The organism is Pseudomonas fluorescens, assembly GCF_018614655.1.
GTDB classification, from domain to species: Bacteria; Pseudomonadota; Gammaproteobacteria; order Pseudomonadales; family Pseudomonadaceae; genus Aquipseudomonas; species Aquipseudomonas fluorescens_BX.
Genome location: NZ_JAGGOG010000011.1, coordinates 225669 through 246951, shown reverse-complemented (window position 1 = coordinate 246951; position 21283 = coordinate 225669). Strand labels below are relative to the sequence as shown.

Sequence of the window (21283 nt, the reverse complement as noted above, 5' to 3'; positions counted from 1 at the left end):
GGCCTAACTCCCATACGTGACGCGCGTCTTCGGCAATGACAAAGAAGGATGAGTCCAGATGGTCCGCTGCAAACCAACGGTAAATGTGAATGCCCAAGGCCCTGGCGGCCAGACGATCCTGCGCCTCAAGCCGCTGGCCCATGCCATCGCCTTGTTGCTGGTAGCGGGCAGTGCCCAGGGTGCCACGGCGTTCAGTTCCGGTTGGTTCGCGGCCAAAGGTGCCTCCCAGGCGGCGACGGCCGCACGTCCTGGTGCCCAGGTGCCGGGGATGCCGCCACCGTTGTCTCAGCAGACCCGGGTCAACCAGCAGTTGCAGCGCTCCTTGAGCACCCTCAATACCAGCGTCGCCGCTATTGCTGCCCAGCAGGCGGCCCAGGCTGCGGGTCGGCAGGCTGCGTTGGGGCAGATCTCGAACGTCCCCGACGGCCTCGGCAAGGGCGGGCTGCAGGTGGACAACAGCCTGACCCAGGGCTGGACCAATGCCAAAAAACCGGTGCAGAACCAGGCGAGTGGCAAAACTACAGTGACCATTGAGCAGACCGCCGACAAGGCGATCCTCAACTGGGAGACTTTCAACGTCGGGCGCAACACCACTGTCGACTTCCAGCAGCAGTCGAACTGGGCCGCGCTGAACCGGGTCAATGATCCCAACGCCCGGCCCAGCGAAATCCAGGGCCAGATCAAGGGCGCGGGCACGGTGATGATAATGAACCGTAACGGCGTGGTCTTCAGTGGCACCAGCCAGGTCAACGTGCGCAACCTGGTGGCTGCTGCCGCGACTATCACCGATGAGCAGTTCACCCAGCGCGGGATTTATGTGGATGCCAACGGTACTCAGCCGACCTTCACCGAAGCGGCGGGCAAGGTCGAGGTGCAGCGCGGTGCTCTGATCCAGACCCACAACGCGGCCACGGCCACCGACGCCGGTGGCTACGCTTTGCTGCTGGGTTCGGAGGTGGAAAACGCCGGCACGATCATCACCGCCAAGGGCCAGGCCACCCTGGCGGCCGGTGACAGTTTCTATATCCGCCGGGGCGTTGGCACGGCGGGCAATGACCGCTCCACCACCCGTGGCAATGAAGTGGCAGCCAGCCTCAAGGCTGGCAGCACGTCGGGCAAGGTCAGCAACAACGGCCTGATCATGGCGTCCACGGGCGACATCACCCTCACCGGGCACCAGGTGCAGCAGAACGGCGTCGTGTTGACCAGTACCTCGGTGGATACGCGTGGCACCATTCACTTGCTCAACTCGGCCACCGATAAAACCGGCAGTGTGACCCTGGGGCAGGGCGGTACTACCGCGATCCTGCTGGACAGCAGCGCCAGCACGGCCCTCAACAGCCAGCGGGATAACGGCTTGGTCAAGCTCGACGGCTTGCCGGTCAACCTGATTACCGGGCAATTCAACAACCTCAGCAGCGTCAGCGATCGCACCGATCAATCCCGGGTGGAGATCGTCAGCGGCGGCACTGTGGATTTCCAGAAAGGCTCGATCACCCTGGCCACCGGTGGTCAAGTGGCGGTCACCGCTGGCCAGCGCAGCCTGGTGCGTGACGGCGCGATGATCGATGTGTCCGGCGCCGTCGGCGTCAAGGTGGCGATGGAATCCAACAACATCAAGATCAACGTCCAGGGCAATGAGCAGCGCGATGCCTCGGTCAACCGCGAAGGCGGCAAGTTGATCAACAACGATGTCTGGGTCGACTTGCGGGACCTGGTGTTCGTCCCGGCGGGTACCAATGGCTACGCCACGGACCGTTGGTACACCGCCGGTGGCCTGTTGGAAGTGGGTGGCTACCTTGGGACCCAAGGCCATTCGGTGGGCGAGTGGATGGCCCAGGGTGGCACGCTGACCTTTACCGGTAAGGAGCTGGTGACCCAGGTCGGCGCGCAGCTTAACCTGTCGGGCGGTACCGTGGATGTGCAGGATGGCTATATTCAGCAAAGCTGGCTCAAGGGGCCGGATGGACGCCTCTATGAACTGTCGAAAGCGCCGGGGGACATCCTCTACACCGGCTTCTACAAAGGGTTTGAAGACACCAGTGCACGCTGGGGGCGCACCGATCTCTACTACAACCCATTGATCGCTTCGCAACGTCGATACGAGGCCGGTTACATCGTAGGCCGTGACGCTGGCAAGTTGGTGGTTGGCACCTCGAACGCTGTCCTGGAAGGCCAGTTGATCAGCGATGTGTTCCAGGGCGATCGCCAGGTCCAGGCGCCGAATATCAACCTCGACGGTTATCAGCAATCACAGAAGGCCATGGCCCAACGGGCGCAGTTGATCATTGGTCAGTACACGCCGATCTTCAACAAAAGCACCGGCACCTTGCGTTACACCCTGACACCGGCCATGGATCAGGTCCTGATCGACAGCAACACGCAAAAAATCGCCGAAGGCCTGGACCTGACCGCTGCACTGCCGGCTGCGCGCCAGGGCAAGTTGGTGCTCGACAGCGACCAGCTCAACGGCTTCGGGTTGGGGGCGATCAAGGTCGGCGCCCGGCAGCAGATTGAGGTCAAGGGTGCGCTCAAGGTGGCCGACGGGGGGGATATCACCTTGTTCGGGCCACAGGTCACGCTCAATGCCAACCTGACCGCCAAGGGTGGCAGCATCAATGCCGGGAACGTGCTCAATCAGGTCAACCTCAACAGCAACAATGTCGTCGGTGATGTGATCCTGGCGGGCCAGGGGCGAGTCGACGTGGCTGCCGGGGTCAAGCTGGATGCCTCCGGACGCTGGAACAATCTCACGCTGGAGCCCTCGGTTACCGAGGGCGTGGCTTATGCCAACGGTGGCAAGGTGTCGCTGCGCAGTACCGGTGACGTGAAACTGGCGTCCGGGAGCCTGGTGGATACGTCATCGGGGGCAACCATCGGACTGGATGGCAAGGTCAGCGGCGGCAAGGGCGGCAGTGTGACCTTGGGGGCGTTTGGTGCGCTTGAGCTGGGCGGCGAGATTCGTGGCTATGGCGTCAACGGCGGCGGCACCCTGGCCTTGCAGGCGCGCAAGGTGCTGATCGGCAAGAGCGCCAGCACGCCGGATGCTGACACCCTGCAACTGGGCGCAGACTTTTTCAACAAGGGTTTTTCGGCCTATGACATCACCGGCAATGAAGGGCTGATCGTCGCCGACGGCGCCCAGGTGGATGTCAGCCTGCCGGCTTACCGTTTGGGTGAACAGGCAACCACCGCCCCGAGCGGTAGCGAGCTGGCCAGCGTCATGGAACGCTGGACCCCCGAGTTGTATCAGCAGGATGCAGTCAAGGGCGTGCTGACCCAGCGCCGCGGCGCCGGGTTGACGCTGACCGCGGGTCATCAGGAAACCACCGCCGCGCAATTGGCGACCACCGCACTGACAGTGGGCCAGGGCGCGGTAATCAATGTTGATCCAGGCCAGGCAATCAACCTGCGCAGCGTCGGCCAACTGACCTTGGATGGGACGCTCAATGCCTGGGGCGGGAGTGTCAACCTTGGCGGCCTGACCATGCCGCCACAGGCGCTGGAACAAGCGAATGCCATCGGCCATGGTCGCGCCATCCAGGTGGGCGAACACGCACGGATTGACGTCTCGGCCCGAGCCGCGACCGCTGTCGATAACCGTGGGCGCACTTACGGCCTGGTACGTGATGGCGGCAAGATCACCGTGGGCGGCGATATCGACTTGGCCACCGGCATTGCCAAGGCCAGCGATGTGTTTGTGGTGGTGCGTGAAGGCGCGCGGCTGGAAGCCTCGGGTACTCAAGCTTTGTTGAATATCCCGGGGCAGGGCGCGGTGCAGGTGGCGAGCAACGGCGGCAGCATCAGCCTGGCCTCCAACAATAGCCTGTACCTGGACGGCAGTTTTGTCGCCCAGGCCGGTGGCGCCACCGCCGCAGGCGGTACCTTGGCGGTCGCGCTGGAGAGCCCCAATTACTTGACGCGTGCGGTGACCGACCGGGTGCTGAAAGCCCGTGAACTGGTGCTCAGCCAAACCCACGAGGTGGGCACGACCGAGGCCGATAGCCTGGAATATGGCCACGCGCGTTTGGGCGTGGATCAGGTCACGGCGGGCGGGTTCGATAACCTGGCACTGCTGAGCCGTGGCCTGTTGAGTTTCGACGGCGACGTTGCGTTGAACATGGGCCAGAGCCTGCGCCTGTACAGCGGCGCCTTGAGCCTGGGTGATAACGTGGCGGGCACCTCCCAGGTCAATCTGTCGGCGCCGTACCTGTTGTTGGCCGGCATGCTCTCACCCGTGGATGCCCGGGAAGGGTACGTGCGTGCGCTGTCTACCGGGCTACCGTCCCAGCGGGCAACCAGTGCGCATTTCAATGCCACTGGCAATCTGCTGGATGTGCGGGGCAGCGTGGTATTCGGCAGCAAGGGCAACGTGCGCCAGGCTGACAACAGTCTGGTGAGTGTCGAGCGCCGTGGTTTTGACCAGGTGCAACTGACCAGCCAGGGTGACTTGCGCTTTCTGGCCGGTGCTGAAGGCGTCCCTGTGGCCCAGGACATCTCCACACAGCTGCTGACCCAGGGCGACATGACCTTGCGGGCGGCGCAGTTGTACCCCGGCACCGAAGTCGGCGCGCGGGTGCTCGCCGGCTACCTGAGCGAATTCAGCAGCACCGACATCAGGTTCGACCCCTCGCGCACATTGACTATCGGCCGTACCGGCGCGACGGACGTGGCGGTGCCGTATTCAGCGTTTGGTCGCTTGCAATTGGGTGCCGCAACTGTCCGCCAGGGCGGTGTGGTCCGAGCTCCGCTCGGGCTGATCAATATTGGCGGTATGGGCAGCAACCGGGTCGAGTTGCTGCCCGGCAGCGTGACGTCGGTGAGTGGCAAGGGCCTGGTCCTGCCTTACGGCGGCACGGTCGATAACCAGGTCTATCAATACAACGGCAAGACGGTGACTTTTCTCGGGCAGGGCGCGATCGTCAACCCCAACAGTGACCTCAGTGTCGGGGTGATCCTGGGGGGCAAGTCGGTGGCGGTATTGCCCGAGGCCACGCTGGACCTCTCCGGTGGTGGTGAGTTGCTGGGGGCGGGGTTTGTCTCCGGGCGCGGCGGTTCCACGGATGCGCGTTATAACCCGCTGGTGCAGTTCGGCGTCCAGGGTGGTTTTGTCTTGCCAGGCCTTGCGACCAACCCGGTTTACGCGATCGTGCCTGGGGTCCAGCCCGCCGTCGCACCCGTGGCGGCGGAGGGTGGCGCGGTGGCGCCGCTGATCGGCCAACAAGTCACCATCGGGGCCGGTGTACCTGGGCTGCCGGCGGGTACCTATACCTTGATGCCTTCCACCTACGCACTGATGCCCGGGGCGTTTCGCGTAGAGATCAACGGCCTGGCGGGACTGGGGGGCGACACCTCGACGCAACGGATGCGCAATGGTTCCTGGGCCACGGCCGGGCATTTGTCGATTGCCAACACTGCGATCAACAACCGCGTGGCGAGCCAATTGATCCTGACGTCGGCCGATACCTTGCGCCGTTATTCGCAATACAACGAAACCGGTTACGCGCAGTTCGCCGTCGCCGATGCCGCCAAGCTCGGGGTGCCGCGTCCGCTGCTGCCAGTGGATGCCAAGACCTTGAAGCTGGCGCTACGGGCAGGGGATGGCGAACACGCGTTCTCATTCCAGGGGATCGGCCGTTTCGACGCCGCTGCCGGCGGCTACGGCGGCACGGTGGCGGTGCTCAACCCGGGCTGGAACGGCATCGAAGTGGTCGGCGCAGGCCAATCCGCCACCCAAGGGTTCGGCGGGATTACCCTCAATGACGACAGCCTCAATGCACTGGGGGCCTCGCGCTTGATGGTCGGTGGCCTGACGCTGGTGCGATACGGGCAGGGTGGCAACTACATCACCTTGGCCGAGGGCAGCAACGGTGCCAATAACGCGATCATCTTGCGTGAAGGCGCCACCCTTGCCGCCCCGGAAGTGTTCTTGATGAGCAACACCGGCGCGATCACCCTCGAACAGGGCGCGTCGATCAACAGCATGGATCGCGGCAAGGCCAGCTACGACGCCCGCGACGGTTTTATCTACCAGGTCAGCAACATGCTGGCGGTGTCCAATGGCTCGCTCAATGTCATTAGCCAGATTCAACCGGGCGGGCAGGTCAGTGGTGGGATCAAGGTCGGTGTGTGCAACAGTGCCCCGTGCAGCGGGGAAACCGCGTTGTATTCCGAAGGCAGTATCGTGGCGATGACGGACAAGACCTTCGAGTTGGGGGACCAGGTGCGTTATGGCACCCGTCACTTCAACCTGGGGTTGAGCACCATTAACCTCGGCAGCCCCGAAGCTTTGGCGGCTGCGGCGGCCAGCAATCGCCTGCCGGCTGGTATGACCCTTACCCAGCCATTACTCGATCGCCTGTTGCGCGGTGACACTCAGTTTGGTGCGCCGGCCCTGGAGACCCTGCAACTCTCGGCCCGGGACAGTTTCAACTTTTACGGCAGCGCCGCGCTCGACACTTACGACCCGCTGACCGGCAAGTCGTTGCTGAGCAACCTGATGCTCTCCACACCCGCGATTTATGGCTCGGGCGCCGCCGATGATGTGGCCACCCTGCATACGGCCAACTTGATCTGGCTGGGCGCGCAAACGCCGCCAGGCGCCGTGGTGGCCGGCGGTGCCGGTACCGGCAGCGGGCGGCTGAATATCAACGCCGAGCGCATCGAGTTCGGCTACGGCACCTTTGCCCAGCCGAGCACCACCAGCACATTCGACCGCCTCGCCCTGGGCTTTTCCAACGTCAACCTCAACGCCAGCGAGCGCATCACCGCCGACCACAAAGGCAGCTTGTCGGTCTATCAGAGCCAGGGCGCTTATGACCCGCTCAAGGGCTTCCAGTACAGCGGTGGCAACCTCAACATCCTCACGCCGCTGATGACCGGTGAAGGGGGCTCGGTGAACCGCATTACCGCAGGCGGCGCCATTGACGTAGCGGTCTCGGCTGGTAGCCGTGGCACGGTCAACGGCCAAGGCGCCGAGTTGTCCCTGCAAGGCGACAGCATTCGCCTGGCCAGTGCGGTGGTGCTGCCCAGCGGCAAGGTCAGCCTCGGGGCCCGTGGCGATGTGGTGCTGACGGATGGGGCGCTGATCGACGTCGCTGGCCGTGCCATCGCGTTCAACGATGTGACCCAGTACGGCTGGGGTGGCAACGTGCTGCTCGATAGCCGTAGCGGCAACATCCTCCAGGCGGCGGGCTCGACCATCGACCTGTCCGCCAAACACAATCAGGCCGGCAAGTTGCGGGCGGTGGCATTGGATACGGCGGGTGGGATCGTCGACCTGCAAGGCAAGATCCTTGGCAGCAGCAGTGGTTATTACGATGCCGGCGGCACCTTGATGCCGTATCAGGCCGGCACCGTGGAGATCCAGGCGCAGCGCCTGGCGGGCAGCGGTTCCCTGGACCAACAGTTCGCCTCCCTCAATCAACGCTTGAACGACGGCCAGGTATTCGGCGCGCGCAGCTTCCAGCTCAAGCAGGGCGACCTGACCATCGGCAACGGCCTCAAGGCCGGCGCAATCAGCGTTTCGCTGGACAACGGCAGTTTGCGCGTCAACGGGTTGCTGGACGCCAGTGGCGAACGGGTCGGCAGCATTAACCTGGCGGGCAACAATGGCCTGATCCTGGGCGGCGGTGCCGTGCTGGATGCCCACGGCAGCAAACTGCGGGTCGACAGTTACGGCAAGATCATCGATTCGCCGAACCGGGCCATGGTGGTCCTGGGTTCCGGCAGCGGTGTACTGACGTTGGCCGATGGCGTACGCATCGACTTGCGCCATGGCACGCAAGCCACAGCAGGCAACGACGGCCTCAATCGCGGCAGCCTGGAGTTGAACGCGCCACGCCTGATCAACCCCGATGGCACCAGCAATGACATCGCCATCAATGCCCGTGGCCGCCTGGATATCCAGGGCGCACGCTCGATCACGCTCAACGGCATGGCACGCTATGACGATGCGCCGGTAAAAACCACGCCCACGGCCAGTGGCCGACCGTATCAGGTTATCGATCAAGCCTACCTGGACACTAAACATGCGTTGAGCACCGGATTTATCAACGCCGCGCTGCTTAACAGCGACCTGCTGCAGAACAAGCTTGCCGGTTTGAATAACGCCGCCTATGCCGATGTATTCCACCTGCGGCCCGGGGTAGAAATCGTCAGCAAGACCCCGGACGGTGACCTGGTGGTGCAGGGCGATGTCGACCTGTCCGGCTATCGCTATGCGAGCCTCAATCCCCACAGCCAGAAAACTTCGGTCTATGGTTCGGGGGAGTCCGGCAGCCTGACCTTACGCGCCGGTGGTGACCTGAATATCTACGGCAGCATCAACGATGGTTTCGCTCCGCCGCCTGAAACCGTGGATGACAAAGGTTGGGTGCTGTTACCGGGTATCGACTTTACCGGCGGCACTGTCGTGGTGCCGGGCAATGGCGTGACACTCGCCGACGGCACGGCCTTTCCAGCGGGCACGGTGTTGAACTATGACCTGCCGATCAAGGGTATGACCGTGGCGGCCGGTACCCGCTTGCCGGTACGCGCCACCCTGGCTCAGGACCTGTTGTTGCCATCCGGTACGGTGCTGGCGGCGGCGGTACTGGATGCCTCCGGCAATGTACTGCTGGCGGCCGGTACCTTGCTGGCCCAGGCGCAGACACTGGCGGCTGGCTCGCAACTTGAAGCGGGCAGCCTGTTGACTCAAGGCACTGCACTCAAGGCCATGACATGGCCCAAGGGCGTACCACTGCCGTCGCTGTTTGCCGCCTCAAGTGCCGCCCGCAATGTCGTCACCCTCAACGGCAATATACCGCTGGCGCAAGGTGCACTGATTCCATCCGGCACCAACGTCAAGCTGCTGGACGGCGTGAGTTCAGTGCAGTTGCGTCCGGAAGTGGCGGGCCGCCAGGGCAAGCTCTGGGCCATCTCGCCGATGCTGGCTGAAGGTTCGCAATCCTGGTCACTGCGACTGGTGGCCGGGGCCGACACTGACGCGGCGGACAGCGGTATTTTGCAGGCGCACCCAAGCAGTGGCGACCTGCACCTTGCGGACAGTCACTACGGCATGTATGCCAATAAACTGCCGGCCAAAGGCGTGCAGACCTGGACTGCCGCATCGGTGGAAGTCCTTGCCAGCCTGGGTGTGGAGGTCAAGGTGGGCGAGCCGATCTCCCAGGCCATACTCGATGAGTTGGGCGGCGGCACGATTGAAAGCTTCTGTGCCGACACACCCGAGTTCTGTGCGATCAAGGTCACGTATGTCTGGACCCAAAGTGCGGCGGACGAACTCGCTGGGAACGGCATCATCGTCCAGGTCGGGGCGGTGATTGATCAGAAATTCATTGAAGACCTGGGCGAACCGACGATCCCCACCGTCGAGGCGCTGTGTGAACAAACCCCTTCTTTCTGCCTGGCCCAGAGCGAGACGACGTACGAGGCAACGCCCTCGAGCACGCGCTTCAGCGTCATCCGTACCGGCACCGGCGACCTGCAATTGTTGAGCGCCGGCAACTTGAGCATGGATTCGCTGTACGGGGTCTACACCGCCGGCACGTCTTCCACCGCCACCCAGGCCGGTGATCCCTACAACCAGCCCAAGGCGTTGGGGCCTGGCAAGACGGTGCTGAACGATCCGGCCGGTTACTACGAACGCTTCGTCAATGGTGGGACCGAGAGCCTGTACCGTGCCTGGTACCCGGAGGCGGGTGGCAACCTGTTCCTGAAGGTGGGTGGCAGTCTGACGGGGAACATCGTCGCGCCCAGCTCGGGGAGTGGCGTCGGGCGCCCCAACCCAGTGGACAGTGGCAATGATTCGGCGGATGTGGGTAATTGGCTATGGCGCCAGGGCAGCGGCAATGTGAATACGGGCGGGCAAGTGCAGCCGACGGCCTGGTGGATCAATTTCGGCAGCTACACCTCGACGGCCATGGCTGACCAGCGGGTGGATCAACTGGTTGGGTTTACCGGGTTTGGCACGTTGGGTGGGGGCGACCTGGATGTTCAGGTGGGCGGTGACGCGGGGCTGTTACGCAGCATGCTAGGCAGCACACTGAGTTCCAGCGTCAACCCGCGTAGCCAGGGCCTGGTGCTGGCCGTCGGCAGCACCGGTCGGGTTGCCAGTGACGGCAGCCTGCAACTGACCGGCGGTGGCGACCTGCGGGTGAATATTGGTGGCGCCTTGAATGCGGCCAGCGATCTGACGACCGGCCGGCAGAACGGCATGCTGGTGGATGTGCGCGGCAATGCACGGTTGAGCAGTGGTGCCATGGGCCAGATCGACCTGCACTATGGCAGCGTGGCCACCGACCACAGCACGGGTGAAACCCGGGCGTTCGATCCGCTGCAGGCCACCCGTGGCATGGCGGCGGGCGGCATGACCCTGGTTCCGGGCGATGCCACTTTCAGCCTGGCGACACTGGGCGATCTGGTACTGCAGGATGTGGTCGATCCAGGCCGTGTGGTGCTGCAAAACAGCTCAGCGTTTACTCGCGGCAGCGCAGGGCAAAATGACCTGCAATACGGCGCCGGTACCAGTTGGTTTTCGCTGTGGACCGACCGCACGGCCATCGACCTGTTTTCAGCGGGGGGGAATTTGACCCCAAATACCGCCCAGGCGACCTCTGACCTAGCAATCGTCTATCCGTCGACTCTTCGTGCGACGGCTGCCAGCGGCAGTTTTTATTACGGCAAAGCCTCCGCTTCCGCCCAGTCTGACTTGGCTTACCGCTCCCCGCTCTTGCTCGCGCCGGGCACCCACGGCCAGTTGCAGTTCCTGGCGCACGACTCGATCTATGCCGCCGGGATGTTTGTCACCCCTTCGGCAGCCGATCCGAGCGTCATGGCGACCCCTTGGCGTCCGGCGTTTGTCGGCAACCTTGGCGGCACGCCGGTCATCGATGGCAGCAACCTGTCGGCCAACGGCAACCCTGTGAAGACCAATAGCCCGCTGCCGTTGTTTGCCTTTGGCTCCGGCAGCGCGTCGGCGGCCTACAGCGCCTCTTCCGAGCCGGCACGTTTCTATGCCTTGACCGGGGACTTGCTGGGGGTCAGCAGTGGCCGAATTATCACCTTTGGTTCTAACCCCGATAACCTGCATTCGGGGCAGACCTGGTACGAGGGTGGTGGGCCGGTCTGGATGAAGGCCGGGCGAGATATTGTCAGCAGCGGCAGCCGTTTTGACCTGGTCAGCAGCCCCGAAAATGCCCAATCCAAGGGCAACCTGTTCATCCACTACAACCCGAATGACATCTCCATCGTGTCTGCTGGGCGCGACATCCTCTACAGCAACTTCCAGGTCGCCGGGCCTGGTGGATTGGAGGTGACGGCTGGCGGCAATATCCTGATGTCTGGGCGCCCGGTCTCCAGTGGCGGCGAAGTCAGCATCACGAGCCTCGGGCCTGTCGTCCCCGGCGATAACCGCCCCGGCGCGAGCATCGTCATGCAAGCGGGCGCCGGCCCCAATGGCCCCGACTACCGCCGTTTTGTCGAGGCCTACCTCGACCGGGCCAATCAGCTCTCAAGCGGCGAGCCGGTGTCGATCCAGGGCGCCAAGGTTGCCAAGACCTACGAGAAAGAACTGGCCACCTGGCTGGCCGAGCGCTTCGGTTTTATCGGCGACACCGACCAGGCCCGTGCCTATTACGCGGCACTGCCGGCCGAGCAACAACGGGTGTTTGCCCGTGATGTTTACTTCGCTGAACTCAAGGCTGCCGGCCGTGAGTACAACCAGGACGGCGGCGTACGCCAAGGCAGTTATGTGCGTGGCCGGGCGGCGATCGCCGGGTTATTCCCGGACAAGGACGTGGCCGGCAACCCGATCACCTACAAAGGCGATATCACACTGTTTGGCGGCTCGGGTGTACACACCGATTTCGGTGGTTCGATTCAGATGCTCACACCGGGTGGCGGCCAGGTCTTCGGCATCGAGGGCGCCGCACCACCGTCGACGGCGGGGGTGATCACCCAGGGCGTCGGCGATATCCAGCTGTATTCCATGGGCAGCATTCTGCTGGGCCAGAGCCGGATCATGACCACCTTTGGCGGGTCGATCATGGGTTGGTCGGCCGAGGGCGATATCAACGCCGGCCGGGGATCCAAGACCACCGTGGTGTATACGCCGCCTCGGCGGATCTATGACAACTGGGGCAACGTCAGCCTGTCGCCGTCGGTGCCGAGTACCGGTGCGGGGATTGCGACACTTAACCCGATTCCGGAAGTACCGGCGGGGGATATCGACCTGATCGCGCCGTTGGGCACCATCGATGCGGGCGAGGCGGGGATTCGGGTGTCGGGCAACATCAACATTGCGGCGTTACGGGTGGTGAACGCGGCGAATATCCAGACCCAGGGCAAGTCGTCCGGGGTGCCGGTGTCGGCGGCGGTGAACACCGGGGCGATGACGTCGGCCAGTGCGGCGGGGGCGGCAGCGTCCCAGGCGGCGGAGGATGCGGCGCGTAATCAACAGGCGGCGGCGCGCCAGGGCAGGGCGTCGATTGTCACGGTTGAGGTGTTGGGGTTTGGGACGGAGCCGGTGCAACGGAGGCCGGATTCGGCTTCGACGTCGCCGGTTTATAACCCGGACAGTCCGGTGCAGGTGCTTGGGGCTGGGCCACTGAGTGACCAGGCGCGGGCGCAGTTGACGGATGAGGAGCGGCGGCAGATTAGTTTGTAGGGTTTTCAGGGACCTCTCGTTGTATTTGGGGCGATCGGTGATCGCCCATTTTTTTGTGGGGGGGGGAGAGGGCTGGCCGGGGGTACATATCCGTTTTTTCGGTGACGGCTGAGTATGGTTCCGCTCTTACAGCGGCTCACTTTTGAACAGCCGGAATGCCGGCCCAGTCAAAAGTAAGCAAAACGCTCTTGCCCCACCACTCGGCACCTCGCCTAGGCTCGGTGTGCCCTCACTCCGGCATTACTCCGTGGGCCGCCGCGACGGGCCATCCATGGCCCAACGCGGCTATCCCGGCATCCATGCCGGGATGCCCACTGCGTAATACCTGCGTTCGGCCAGCGTGGTTTAACGGGGCGCCTCAGATCAAGATCAAGATCAAAAGCAGATCAAGAGCACGCAGCCTCGCTGGCGCTCGACAGCTGCTACGCGAAGGTGTGAGGAGGAAACGCATACGCTTCAGATACTAGGTCGGCTACTAGGCCGCCTCGCTCTGTTTTTGATCTTAGGCGCCCCGTTAAACCACGCTGGCTGAACGTAGGCATTGCTCCGTGGGTAAACCGGCAGGACGCCGGTTTAGCCGCACTGGGCCAGGGATGGCCCATTGCGGCGGCCCACGGAGCAATGCCGAAGTGAGGGCATGCCGAGCCTAGGCGAGGTGCCGAGTGGTGGGGCAAGAGCCCTTTTGGTTACTTTTGGCTGGGCCGGCATTCCGGGCTCTTTTCCAAAAGTGACCCGCTGTAAGAGCGGAACCATACGTAGCCGTGACCGCAGCAACGGATATGTACACCAACCAACCCGCCCCACCCGAATGAAGCTTTTATGACAAAAGTTCGGTAGCCCCCAGCCACTCCCGTCTTGCCTATGTAACGCGCTTGAGGAGGCCGCAAGGCAACTTTCCGGCCAGTGACAAGATGCCAGGAGTGGAGCAAATGGGCACTATGGAACGCTACTCGAAAGTGGGTATGCAGGAGCTGGATCAGCGCCTGTCAAAGATCGTCGAAGCCGCCCGCAAAAAACCGGTCTCGGTCTATCGCTACGGCGCGCCCTGGGTCTGGATCGTCTCCCAGGACGACTGGCAAGGCGCCTTGAAAGAAGTCTCCAGCTACATCCCCGCGGGCCATTCGCTGGTGCTGCTGCGCCCGCAGATCGACGACGTGTTCGACCAACACCGCGACCTGCTCCAGGCCCTCAACGTGGAGCCCGGCCTGGTGATCGCGCCGCGCACGGTGCTGCAGGTTCTCTTGCTGCAACTGCTCTATTCAGTGCCCAGCGAGCAGCAACTGCACGAGCAGCTCAATTACAACCTGCTGTTCCGCTGGTTCGTCGGCCTGGATCTGAGTCAGAAAGTCTGGAGCGCTACCACCTTGCGGCGTGACATCGCCACGCTGCTGGACGACCCACGCGCGGTACAGCTGATCCAGAAAATCATCGGTGAAGTGTTCTGCGGCGCCTTGCTGCACATGCCGGAGTTCTCGCTGAACTTCGCCCTGCTGCACACCTGGCTGGCGCGTCACGGCGCTACCTCGACCACCAGCAATTGAGTCGGCCAAACGCTGTGCAAACAGCGACGGCCAGTTCCGGGCATCCGGGTATTTCGAGCATTTCAGGGGGCGGTGTGGAGCATCTGTTCAAGTCAACGTGGCCGCTCGGCACCGGGCGTTGCCTGGCGCTGTGCTGGTGGGCGCTGGGGGCGCTGGCGCAGCCGGTGCAAGCTGACGAGGAGGGCGCTCAGCCTGAGGCCCCCGCGCGTTTGGTGGATGTAAATGAGTACTTCGTGCGCGGTAATACCGTGCTCGATGCGCGGGCCATCGAGGAGGCGGTGTATCCGTTTCTGGGACCGCAAAAGTCCCTGGGGGATATCGAAGGCGCCCGTGATGCCTTGCAGAAGATCTACCAGGAGCGCGGCTACCAGTCGGTGTTTGTCGAGTTGCCGGAGCAGAAGGTCGATGACGGCATCGTCTACCTGCAAGTCAGCGAAACCAAGATCGGCCGGGTACGGGTGGTGGGTGCCAAACATTATTCGCCGGTAGACATTCGCGACGAAGTACCGGCGCTGAAGGAGGGCGCGGTACCGGATTTTGCCAGCGTGCAAACCCAACTGGCCGGTCTCAATCGGGGGGCTGGGCGCCAGGTCACGCCGTTGGTTCGCGAAGGCCAGCGTCCGGGCACCATGGATGTTGACCTGCAAGTGGAAGACCAGAATCCCTGGCACGCCAGCATCGGCCTGAATAACGACTACAGCGCCGACACCGAGAAGCTGCGCAGCGTTGCCACCTTGGGTTATGACAACCTCTGGCAACTGGGCCACAGCATTTCCCTGACCTACTTCACTGCGCCCCAGGACAGTTCCAATGCCAAGGTCTGGTCGGGCTCCTACAGTGCGCCATTGAACGAGCGCTGGACCTTGCAATTCTCCGGTTATCAGTCCGACAGCAATATCGCCACGATCGGCGGCAGTAACGTGTTGGGCAAGGGCCATTCCTATGGCGTGTCGGCCATTTATAACCTGCCGGCCAGCGCCAACTGGGCCAACTCGCTGTCGGTGGGTGTGGACTTCAAGGACTTCGACGAGCAGATGCGTTTCGGTGGCAGCAGCGATCAGATCCCGCTCAAGTACGCGCCCATGACCTTTGGCTACAACGGCTATCGCTACAACGAACACTCGCAGTTGGGGTTGGGTCTGAACCTGGTGGTCGGCACCCGCCGCTTTTTCGGCTACGGCAGCGACGACAAGGAGTTCCAATACAAACGCGACCAGGCCAGTGCCAGTTTTGCCGTGCTCAAGGGCGACCTGAATTACACCTACACCTTCGCCAATGACTGGCAGTCGGCATCCAAGGCCGGTTTTCAGCTGGCGTCCGGGCCGCTGGTTTCCAACGAACAGTATTCCGCCGGTGGCGCCACCTCGATACGCGGCTACCTCGCCGCCGAGCGCACCGGGGACGAAGGCTTTCTGTTGTCCCAGGAGCTGCGCACGCCCTCCCTGGCCAAATTCCTCGGCAGTTATGTGCAGGAGTGGCGCTTCTATGCGTTCGCCGAAGGTTCACGCCTGCGCCTGCACGACCCACTGCCCGAGCAGGAAGACGAATACAGCCTGGCCAGTGTCGGCCTGGGCACCCGCGCCAGTTTGAGCAAGTGGTTATCCGGCAGCCTGGACTGGGGCTACCCACTGCTCAATGGACCGAACACCCAGAAACAGGACTCGCGACTGCACTTCAGTGTGCAGGCGACTTTCTGACCCTTTTGACGGAGATCCCTTCACATGCAACGCCTATTTCTGAGCCTGTTGATCTGCCTGGGTTTCGCACTCCCGGCCACCGCCCATGCCTGGTGGCAGGACGATTGGCACTACCGCAAACAGATCTCGGTGGACACCACCGCCCAAGGTGCGGCGATCAGCCAGGCACTGGGCCGTACCGCGCTGCTGGTGCGTCTGCACACGGGTAACTTCACCTTCGATGGGGTCAAGGACGACGGTTCCGACCTGCGCTTTGTCAGTGCCGATGACAAGACCGTGCTCAACCACCAGATCGAAAGTTTTGACCCATTGATGGGCATGGCATTGATCTGGGTCGATGTGCCCAAGGTGGAAGGCGCCCAGCGCCAGGATCTGTGGATGTACTACGGCAACCAGAAGGCGACGGCCACGGCCAACGGCCAGTTGACCTTCGACCCGAACTACACCGCGCTCTACCATTTCGACGGTACCAACGGCATGCCGCCACGGGACACCACGGCCTATGGCAATACCGCGCTGAACGCCACCGGCGCCAGTATCGACGGGGTGATCGGCCGTGCGTTGCAGTTCAGCGGCCAACCGTTGCTGTTACCGGCCAGCCCATCGTTGCAACACAACGCCGGCGGGGCCTTTACCTTTAGCGTCTGGTTGCGCCTGGACCAGGCCAGTGGCGAGCAAATGGTGCTGGTTCGCCGCGAAGGCACCCAGAGTCTGTTGCTGGGCTTGAACGAGGGCATGCCGTTTGTGGAAGTCGACGGTCAGCGGGCGGTCTCGACCCAGCCATTGAATCCCGGGCAATGGCAGCACCTGGCGTTCACCGTCGAGGGCGAAAAAGTCACGCTCTACGTCAATGGCCGTGAAACCGCGAGCCTCGCGGCGGCGATACCGGCGTTCAACTCACAAATGGCGATTGGCGCCGACCTGCCAGCGGTAGCCGGTGCACCTGCGAGCCCTTACTTGCCGTTCACCGGCGCCATGGATGAGCTACGCCTGTCCAAGGTCGCGCGTCCGGCCAGCCTGTTGCTGGCCGATGCCAGCGCCCAGGGCGCCGAGTCGAAACTGGTGGTCTATGGCGTCGATGAAGAACAGTCAGGTTTCGGCTTCGGCAGCCTGGGTTTCTTGCTCAAGGCCGTGCCGGTGGACGCCTGGGTGATCATCCTGGTGCTGGTGGCGATGATGTTTCAGTCGTGGATCATCATGTACCGCAAGAACCGCATGGTCGGCCAGGTCAGCCGTGCCAACGAGCTGTTTCGCGAGCAGTTCGCGCAGATCGGTACACGCCTGGAAATGTTCGCCGACGACCAGCCATTGGCGCAACGCCTGCACCATTCTTCGCTGTGGCGCCTGTACCTGGTGGCGGTCAAGGAGATCCGTACCCGTCGCGCCCAGGGCGCTGACACCTCGTCGGTCTCGGCGGCCACCATCGAAGCCATCCGCTGTTCCATGGACGGTGTGCGCACCCGTGAGAACCAGCAACTGAGTTCCAAACTCTCAACCCTGTCCAACGCGATTGCCGGCGGGCCTTACATCGGCCTGCTCGGGACGGTGTTGGGGATCATGGTGGTGTTCCTCGGCACGGCCATGGCCGGTGACGTGAACATCAACGCCATCGCCCCAGGCATGGCGGCGGCCTTGCTGGCCACGGCCATGGGGCTGTTCGTCGCAATCCCCGCGCTGTTTGGCTACAACCGCCTGATTACCCGCAACAAGGAAGTCAGTGCCGACATGCGTGTGTTCGTGGACGAGTTCATCACCCGCCTGGCGGAGATGCACGGCGAGAGCCAGTCCAGTGAAGCAGCGCATCAGCGCAGCCATCATGTCACCGTTCCGGCCTGAGGAGAATCAGCATGGCTTCCGTGAATGCTTCCCACGACGATGACGATGATGTCGCCGTCGACAGCATCAACATTACGCCCCTGGTGGATGTGCTGATGGTGGTGCTGGTGATGTTCATCCTCACCGCCACCGCCCAGGTCTCGGGCATTCAGATCCACCTGCCCAAGGCCAGCGCCTCGGTGTCGTTGTCCGAGGCCAAAACCAAGGCCATTTCGGTGAATGACGGCGGCCAGGTGTTCCTCGATGCCTACCCGGTGACCCTCGGTGAGCTGGAAGAGCGCTTGCGTATCGAAAAAGCGCAGAACCCGGACTTCCCGGTCATCGTGCGCGGCGACGCGATGGTGCAGTACCAGAAGGTGATCGAGGTGCTCGACTTGCTGCGGCGTCTGGAGCTGTCGCAGGTCGGGCTGGTCACCGGCAAACCGAGCCAGGGCTGAGTGATGACTGCACAGATGCCGATCCCGCCTGCACCGGTGAAGAACACGCCGCTGTTGCGCCTGCTGAAGTGGGGCGCAGGCCTGCTGCTGGGGGCCGTGGCCGCCTGGTTTCTCTGGCAATGGGCCAATGACATGAGCGGTGTGCGCCGCGAGGCGCCCAAGGTGCCGATGATTATCCCGTTGCCACCGCCGCCACCACCGCCACCGGAAAAGCCCAGGGAGCCCGAGCCCAAGGTGGAAGAGAAGATCCCCGAACCGGAACCCACGCCTGCCCCCGAGGAGGTCAAGCCCGAGCAAGAGGCCCCACCGTCTCCGGCTGACGACCTGGCCAACCCGATGCAGATCGACGGCGATGCCCAGTCCGGCACCGACGGTTTCAACATCGGCGCGGGCAAAGGCGGCGGCATGGCAGGTTCCGGTGGCGGTGGCCTTGGCACCGGTACGTTCAAGCAATACCTGGCGGGAGTGTTCCAGCGCCTGCTGCGTGAAGACCCGGAGTTGCGCAAGAAGGCCTACGCGGTGCAGGCCGACCTGTGGCTGAGCGCGGACGGCGAGGTGACGCGCGTGGAGCTGGCCAAATCCAGCGGCGATGCCGACACCGACACCCAGGTAGTGGCCGCACTGCGGGCCACGCCACGCCTGAAAGAACGGACACCGGCCTCTCTGACCCTGCCGGTACGCCTGTCCCTCAAGGGTCGGCGACCGGATTGATCGAACCCTTTTTTGCAGTTCTCTACAGGAGTTGTGTGCAGATGATTTCCCATGTGAATCGATTGACCCTGGCGGTCGGCATGGTCATTGCGACCCTGGTCGGCCAGGCGACGGCAGCGCCTGCCGCGCCCTCGGAAAACGCCACGATCAACCTGATCCGCCTGCTGGTGCAGCAGGGTGTGCTCAAGCAGGAACAGGCCGACGGTCTTATCGCCCAGGCCGAAAAGGAAGCCCAGCAAGCCCACCAGGCCAGCACCGCCACGGCGGTTGCGGCAGGTCCGGCGACGGCCCCGGGGGATGTGCGGGTGCAGTACGTGCCGGCCGCGGTACGCGATCAGATTCGCGATCAGGTCAAGGCCGAAGTCATGGCCACCGCCAAACAGGAAAACTGGGCCCAGCCCAATACCTTTCCCGATTGGGTCTCGCGCATCAGCTTCGATGGCGATATCCGCCTGCGGGACGAATCGCGCTACTTCTCCGGCAACAACAGCAATGAGATTGTCGACTACGCCAAGCTCAACGACTCGGGCCCTTACGACGTCAACAAGGACACCAACAGCCGGCTGCCGCCCTTGCTCAACACCCGCGAGGACCGCTCCAACAGCATGCGCCTGCGGGCGCGGCTGGGCATGAAAGCGGTGGTGGCGCCGGACTGGACCGCCGGCATTCGCATCGGCACCGGCTCCGACAACAACCCGGTGTCGACCACTCAGGCCCTCGGTGGCGGGTTTGGCAAAAAGGACATCTGGCTCGACCAGGGCTACCTGACCTGGAAGGCCACCCACGACCTGACCCTGACCGGTGGGCGGTTCGCCAACCCGTTCTTCTCCACCGACATGATGTATTCCAACGACCTCAACTTCGACGGTGTGGCGGCGCTCTTCAATCACACGCTCAGCAGCGACTGGGACGTGTTCGGCACCCTCGGTGCGTTCCCGGTGGAATACAGCTCCGACACCGCTAGCAATAATGGCCTGGACAAGGAAGACAGCGACAACAAATGGCTGTTCGGTGGCCAGATCGGCGCTAACTGGAAGATCAACAACACGAACAGCCTCAAGGGCGCATTGGCCTACTACCGTTTCGACAGTATCGAAGGCCAGCGCTCCAGCCCTTGTGCACCGTGGGCCGGGCAGCCGAGCTGCGACAGCGATGGCTCGCGCTCGGCCTTCATGCAAAAGGGCAACAGCGTGTTCCTGCTGCGCAACATCAGCGCCAACCCGGCCACCCCTGGCCTGACCCCGCAGCCGCAGTACGTGGGCCTGGCCTCCAAGTTCGACGTGCTTGACCTCAACCTGGTCTGGGACAGTGAGCTGGCGAATGACTTCAAGCTGCGCAGCCAGACCAACTTCATTCACAACCTGGCCTACGACAAGGGCGAGATGCTCAAACGCAGCGAAGGCGAAATCGTCAACAACATCAACCGCGATGGCCAGTTCGAAAGTGGCGCCAACGCCATGATGGTGCAGTTCACCCTGGGCCGAGCGCTGGAGATGAAAAAGGCCGGCGACTGGAACGTATTGGCGGGCTACAAGTACATCCAGCCGGACGCCTTGCCCGATGGTTTCAACGACTCCTCATTCCACCTCGGCGGCACCAACGCCAAGGGCTATTTCATTGGTGGCAACTACGGCATCGACAAGAACATCTATGCCAGTGCTCGTTGGCTCAGCGCCTCCGAAGTGTATGGCGCACCGTTTGAAGTCGACGTCATGCAACTGGAACTCAACACGCGCTTCTGACGCGCAGGGAGACACCACATGAACACGCGAATTTGCGGCCTGTTATTGGTGATTGGCAGCCTGGCCGCCACCGGTGCCTCTGCCGAAGGCATGGAGGAGCGCCTGCGGACTCAACTGCGCAGCACCACCGCGCAGTTACAGGCCTTGCAAAGCGAACAGGCCCAGGCCAGTGCCGCACGCATCGCCGCCGAGAACCAGGCCAAACAGGCCCTGGCGCAGATCAAGCAATTGACTGGCGAACTGGACAAGGCCCGAGGTGTGGCCGAGCAACTGGTGGGGCAGCAGCAGAGCCTGCACAGCCAGGCCCAGGCGCAGGTGGCGGCCAGCAATGAACAGACCGGCAAGTTCAAGAAAGCCTATGAAGAACTGCTGGTGCTGGCCAAGGGTAAAGAGACCGAACGCGCGCGGTTGCAGGTGCAATTGAGCGAACGTGACGCACAAGTGCAGCAATGTTCAGCCAAGAATCAACAGATGTACGGCGTGGCCCAGCAGCTGTTGGCGGCCTACGAAAAAATCGACGTGGCCGAGGTCATGAGCATCCGCCAACCGTTCGCCAGCGGCGCACGGGTCAAGTTCGAAGAACTGGCCCAGGGCTTTGGCGACCAGCTGTACCAGAGCCGTTTTGACGCGCCCCAGGCTGTCGTCAATCACTGAT

Annotated in this window: 8 protein-coding genes; all 8 read left to right on the top strand. The window is 63.1% G+C overall.

Features of this window, described 5'->3' with window-relative positions:
- Positions 1 to 58 precede the first annotated feature (58 nt).
- The 8 genes from J7E41_RS11460 to J7E41_RS11425 all read left to right on the top strand — a co-directional run bounded on the left by J7E41_RS11460 (position 59) and on the right by J7E41_RS11425 (position 21282).
- Positions 59 to 12664, top strand: a complete 12606-nt coding sequence (locus tag J7E41_RS11460; RefSeq protein WP_214992893.1) for a filamentous hemagglutinin family protein — start codon at positions 59 to 61, stop codon at positions 12662 to 12664.
- A gap of 938 nt (positions 12665 to 13602) precedes the next feature.
- A complete protein-coding gene (locus J7E41_RS11455; RefSeq protein WP_169357810.1) occupies positions 13603 to 14205 on the top strand; it encodes a transposase in 603 nt (200 codons plus the stop codon).
- A gap of 74 nt (positions 14206 to 14279) precedes the next feature.
- Positions 14280 to 15902 (top strand): ShlB/FhaC/HecB family hemolysin secretion/activation protein, encoded by a 1623-nt coding sequence (locus tag J7E41_RS11450; RefSeq protein WP_214992891.1) that lies wholly within the window; start codon positions 14280 to 14282, stop codon positions 15900 to 15902.
- A 24-nt stretch (positions 15903 to 15926) separates the two neighbouring features.
- The gene (locus J7E41_RS11445) at positions 15927 to 17738 is read left to right on the top strand and encodes a DUF2341 domain-containing protein (protein WP_214992889.1); all 1812 of its coding nucleotides are present in this window, start codon (positions 15927 to 15929) and stop codon (positions 17736 to 17738) included.
- 11 nt (positions 17739 to 17749) lie between these two features.
- Positions 17750 to 18175, top strand: a complete 426-nt coding sequence (locus J7E41_RS11440; protein ID WP_214992888.1) for an ExbD/TolR family protein — start codon at positions 17750 to 17752, stop codon at positions 18173 to 18175.
- Positions 18176 to 18178: 3 nt separating this feature from the next.
- Complete coding sequence (locus tag J7E41_RS11435; protein WP_214992886.1) at positions 18179 to 18886, top strand: energy transducer TonB family protein; 708 nt, start codon at positions 18179 to 18181, stop codon at positions 18884 to 18886.
- Between the two features lie 41 nt (positions 18887 to 18927).
- Positions 18928 to 20628, top strand: a complete 1701-nt coding sequence (locus tag J7E41_RS11430; protein WP_214992884.1) for a putative porin — start codon at positions 18928 to 18930, stop codon at positions 20626 to 20628.
- A gap of 18 nt (positions 20629 to 20646) precedes the next feature.
- A complete protein-coding gene (locus J7E41_RS11425) occupies positions 20647 to 21282 on the top strand; it encodes a DNA repair protein (protein ID WP_214992882.1) in 636 nt (211 codons plus the stop codon).
- The last annotated feature ends 1 nt before the right edge of the window (position 21283 follow it).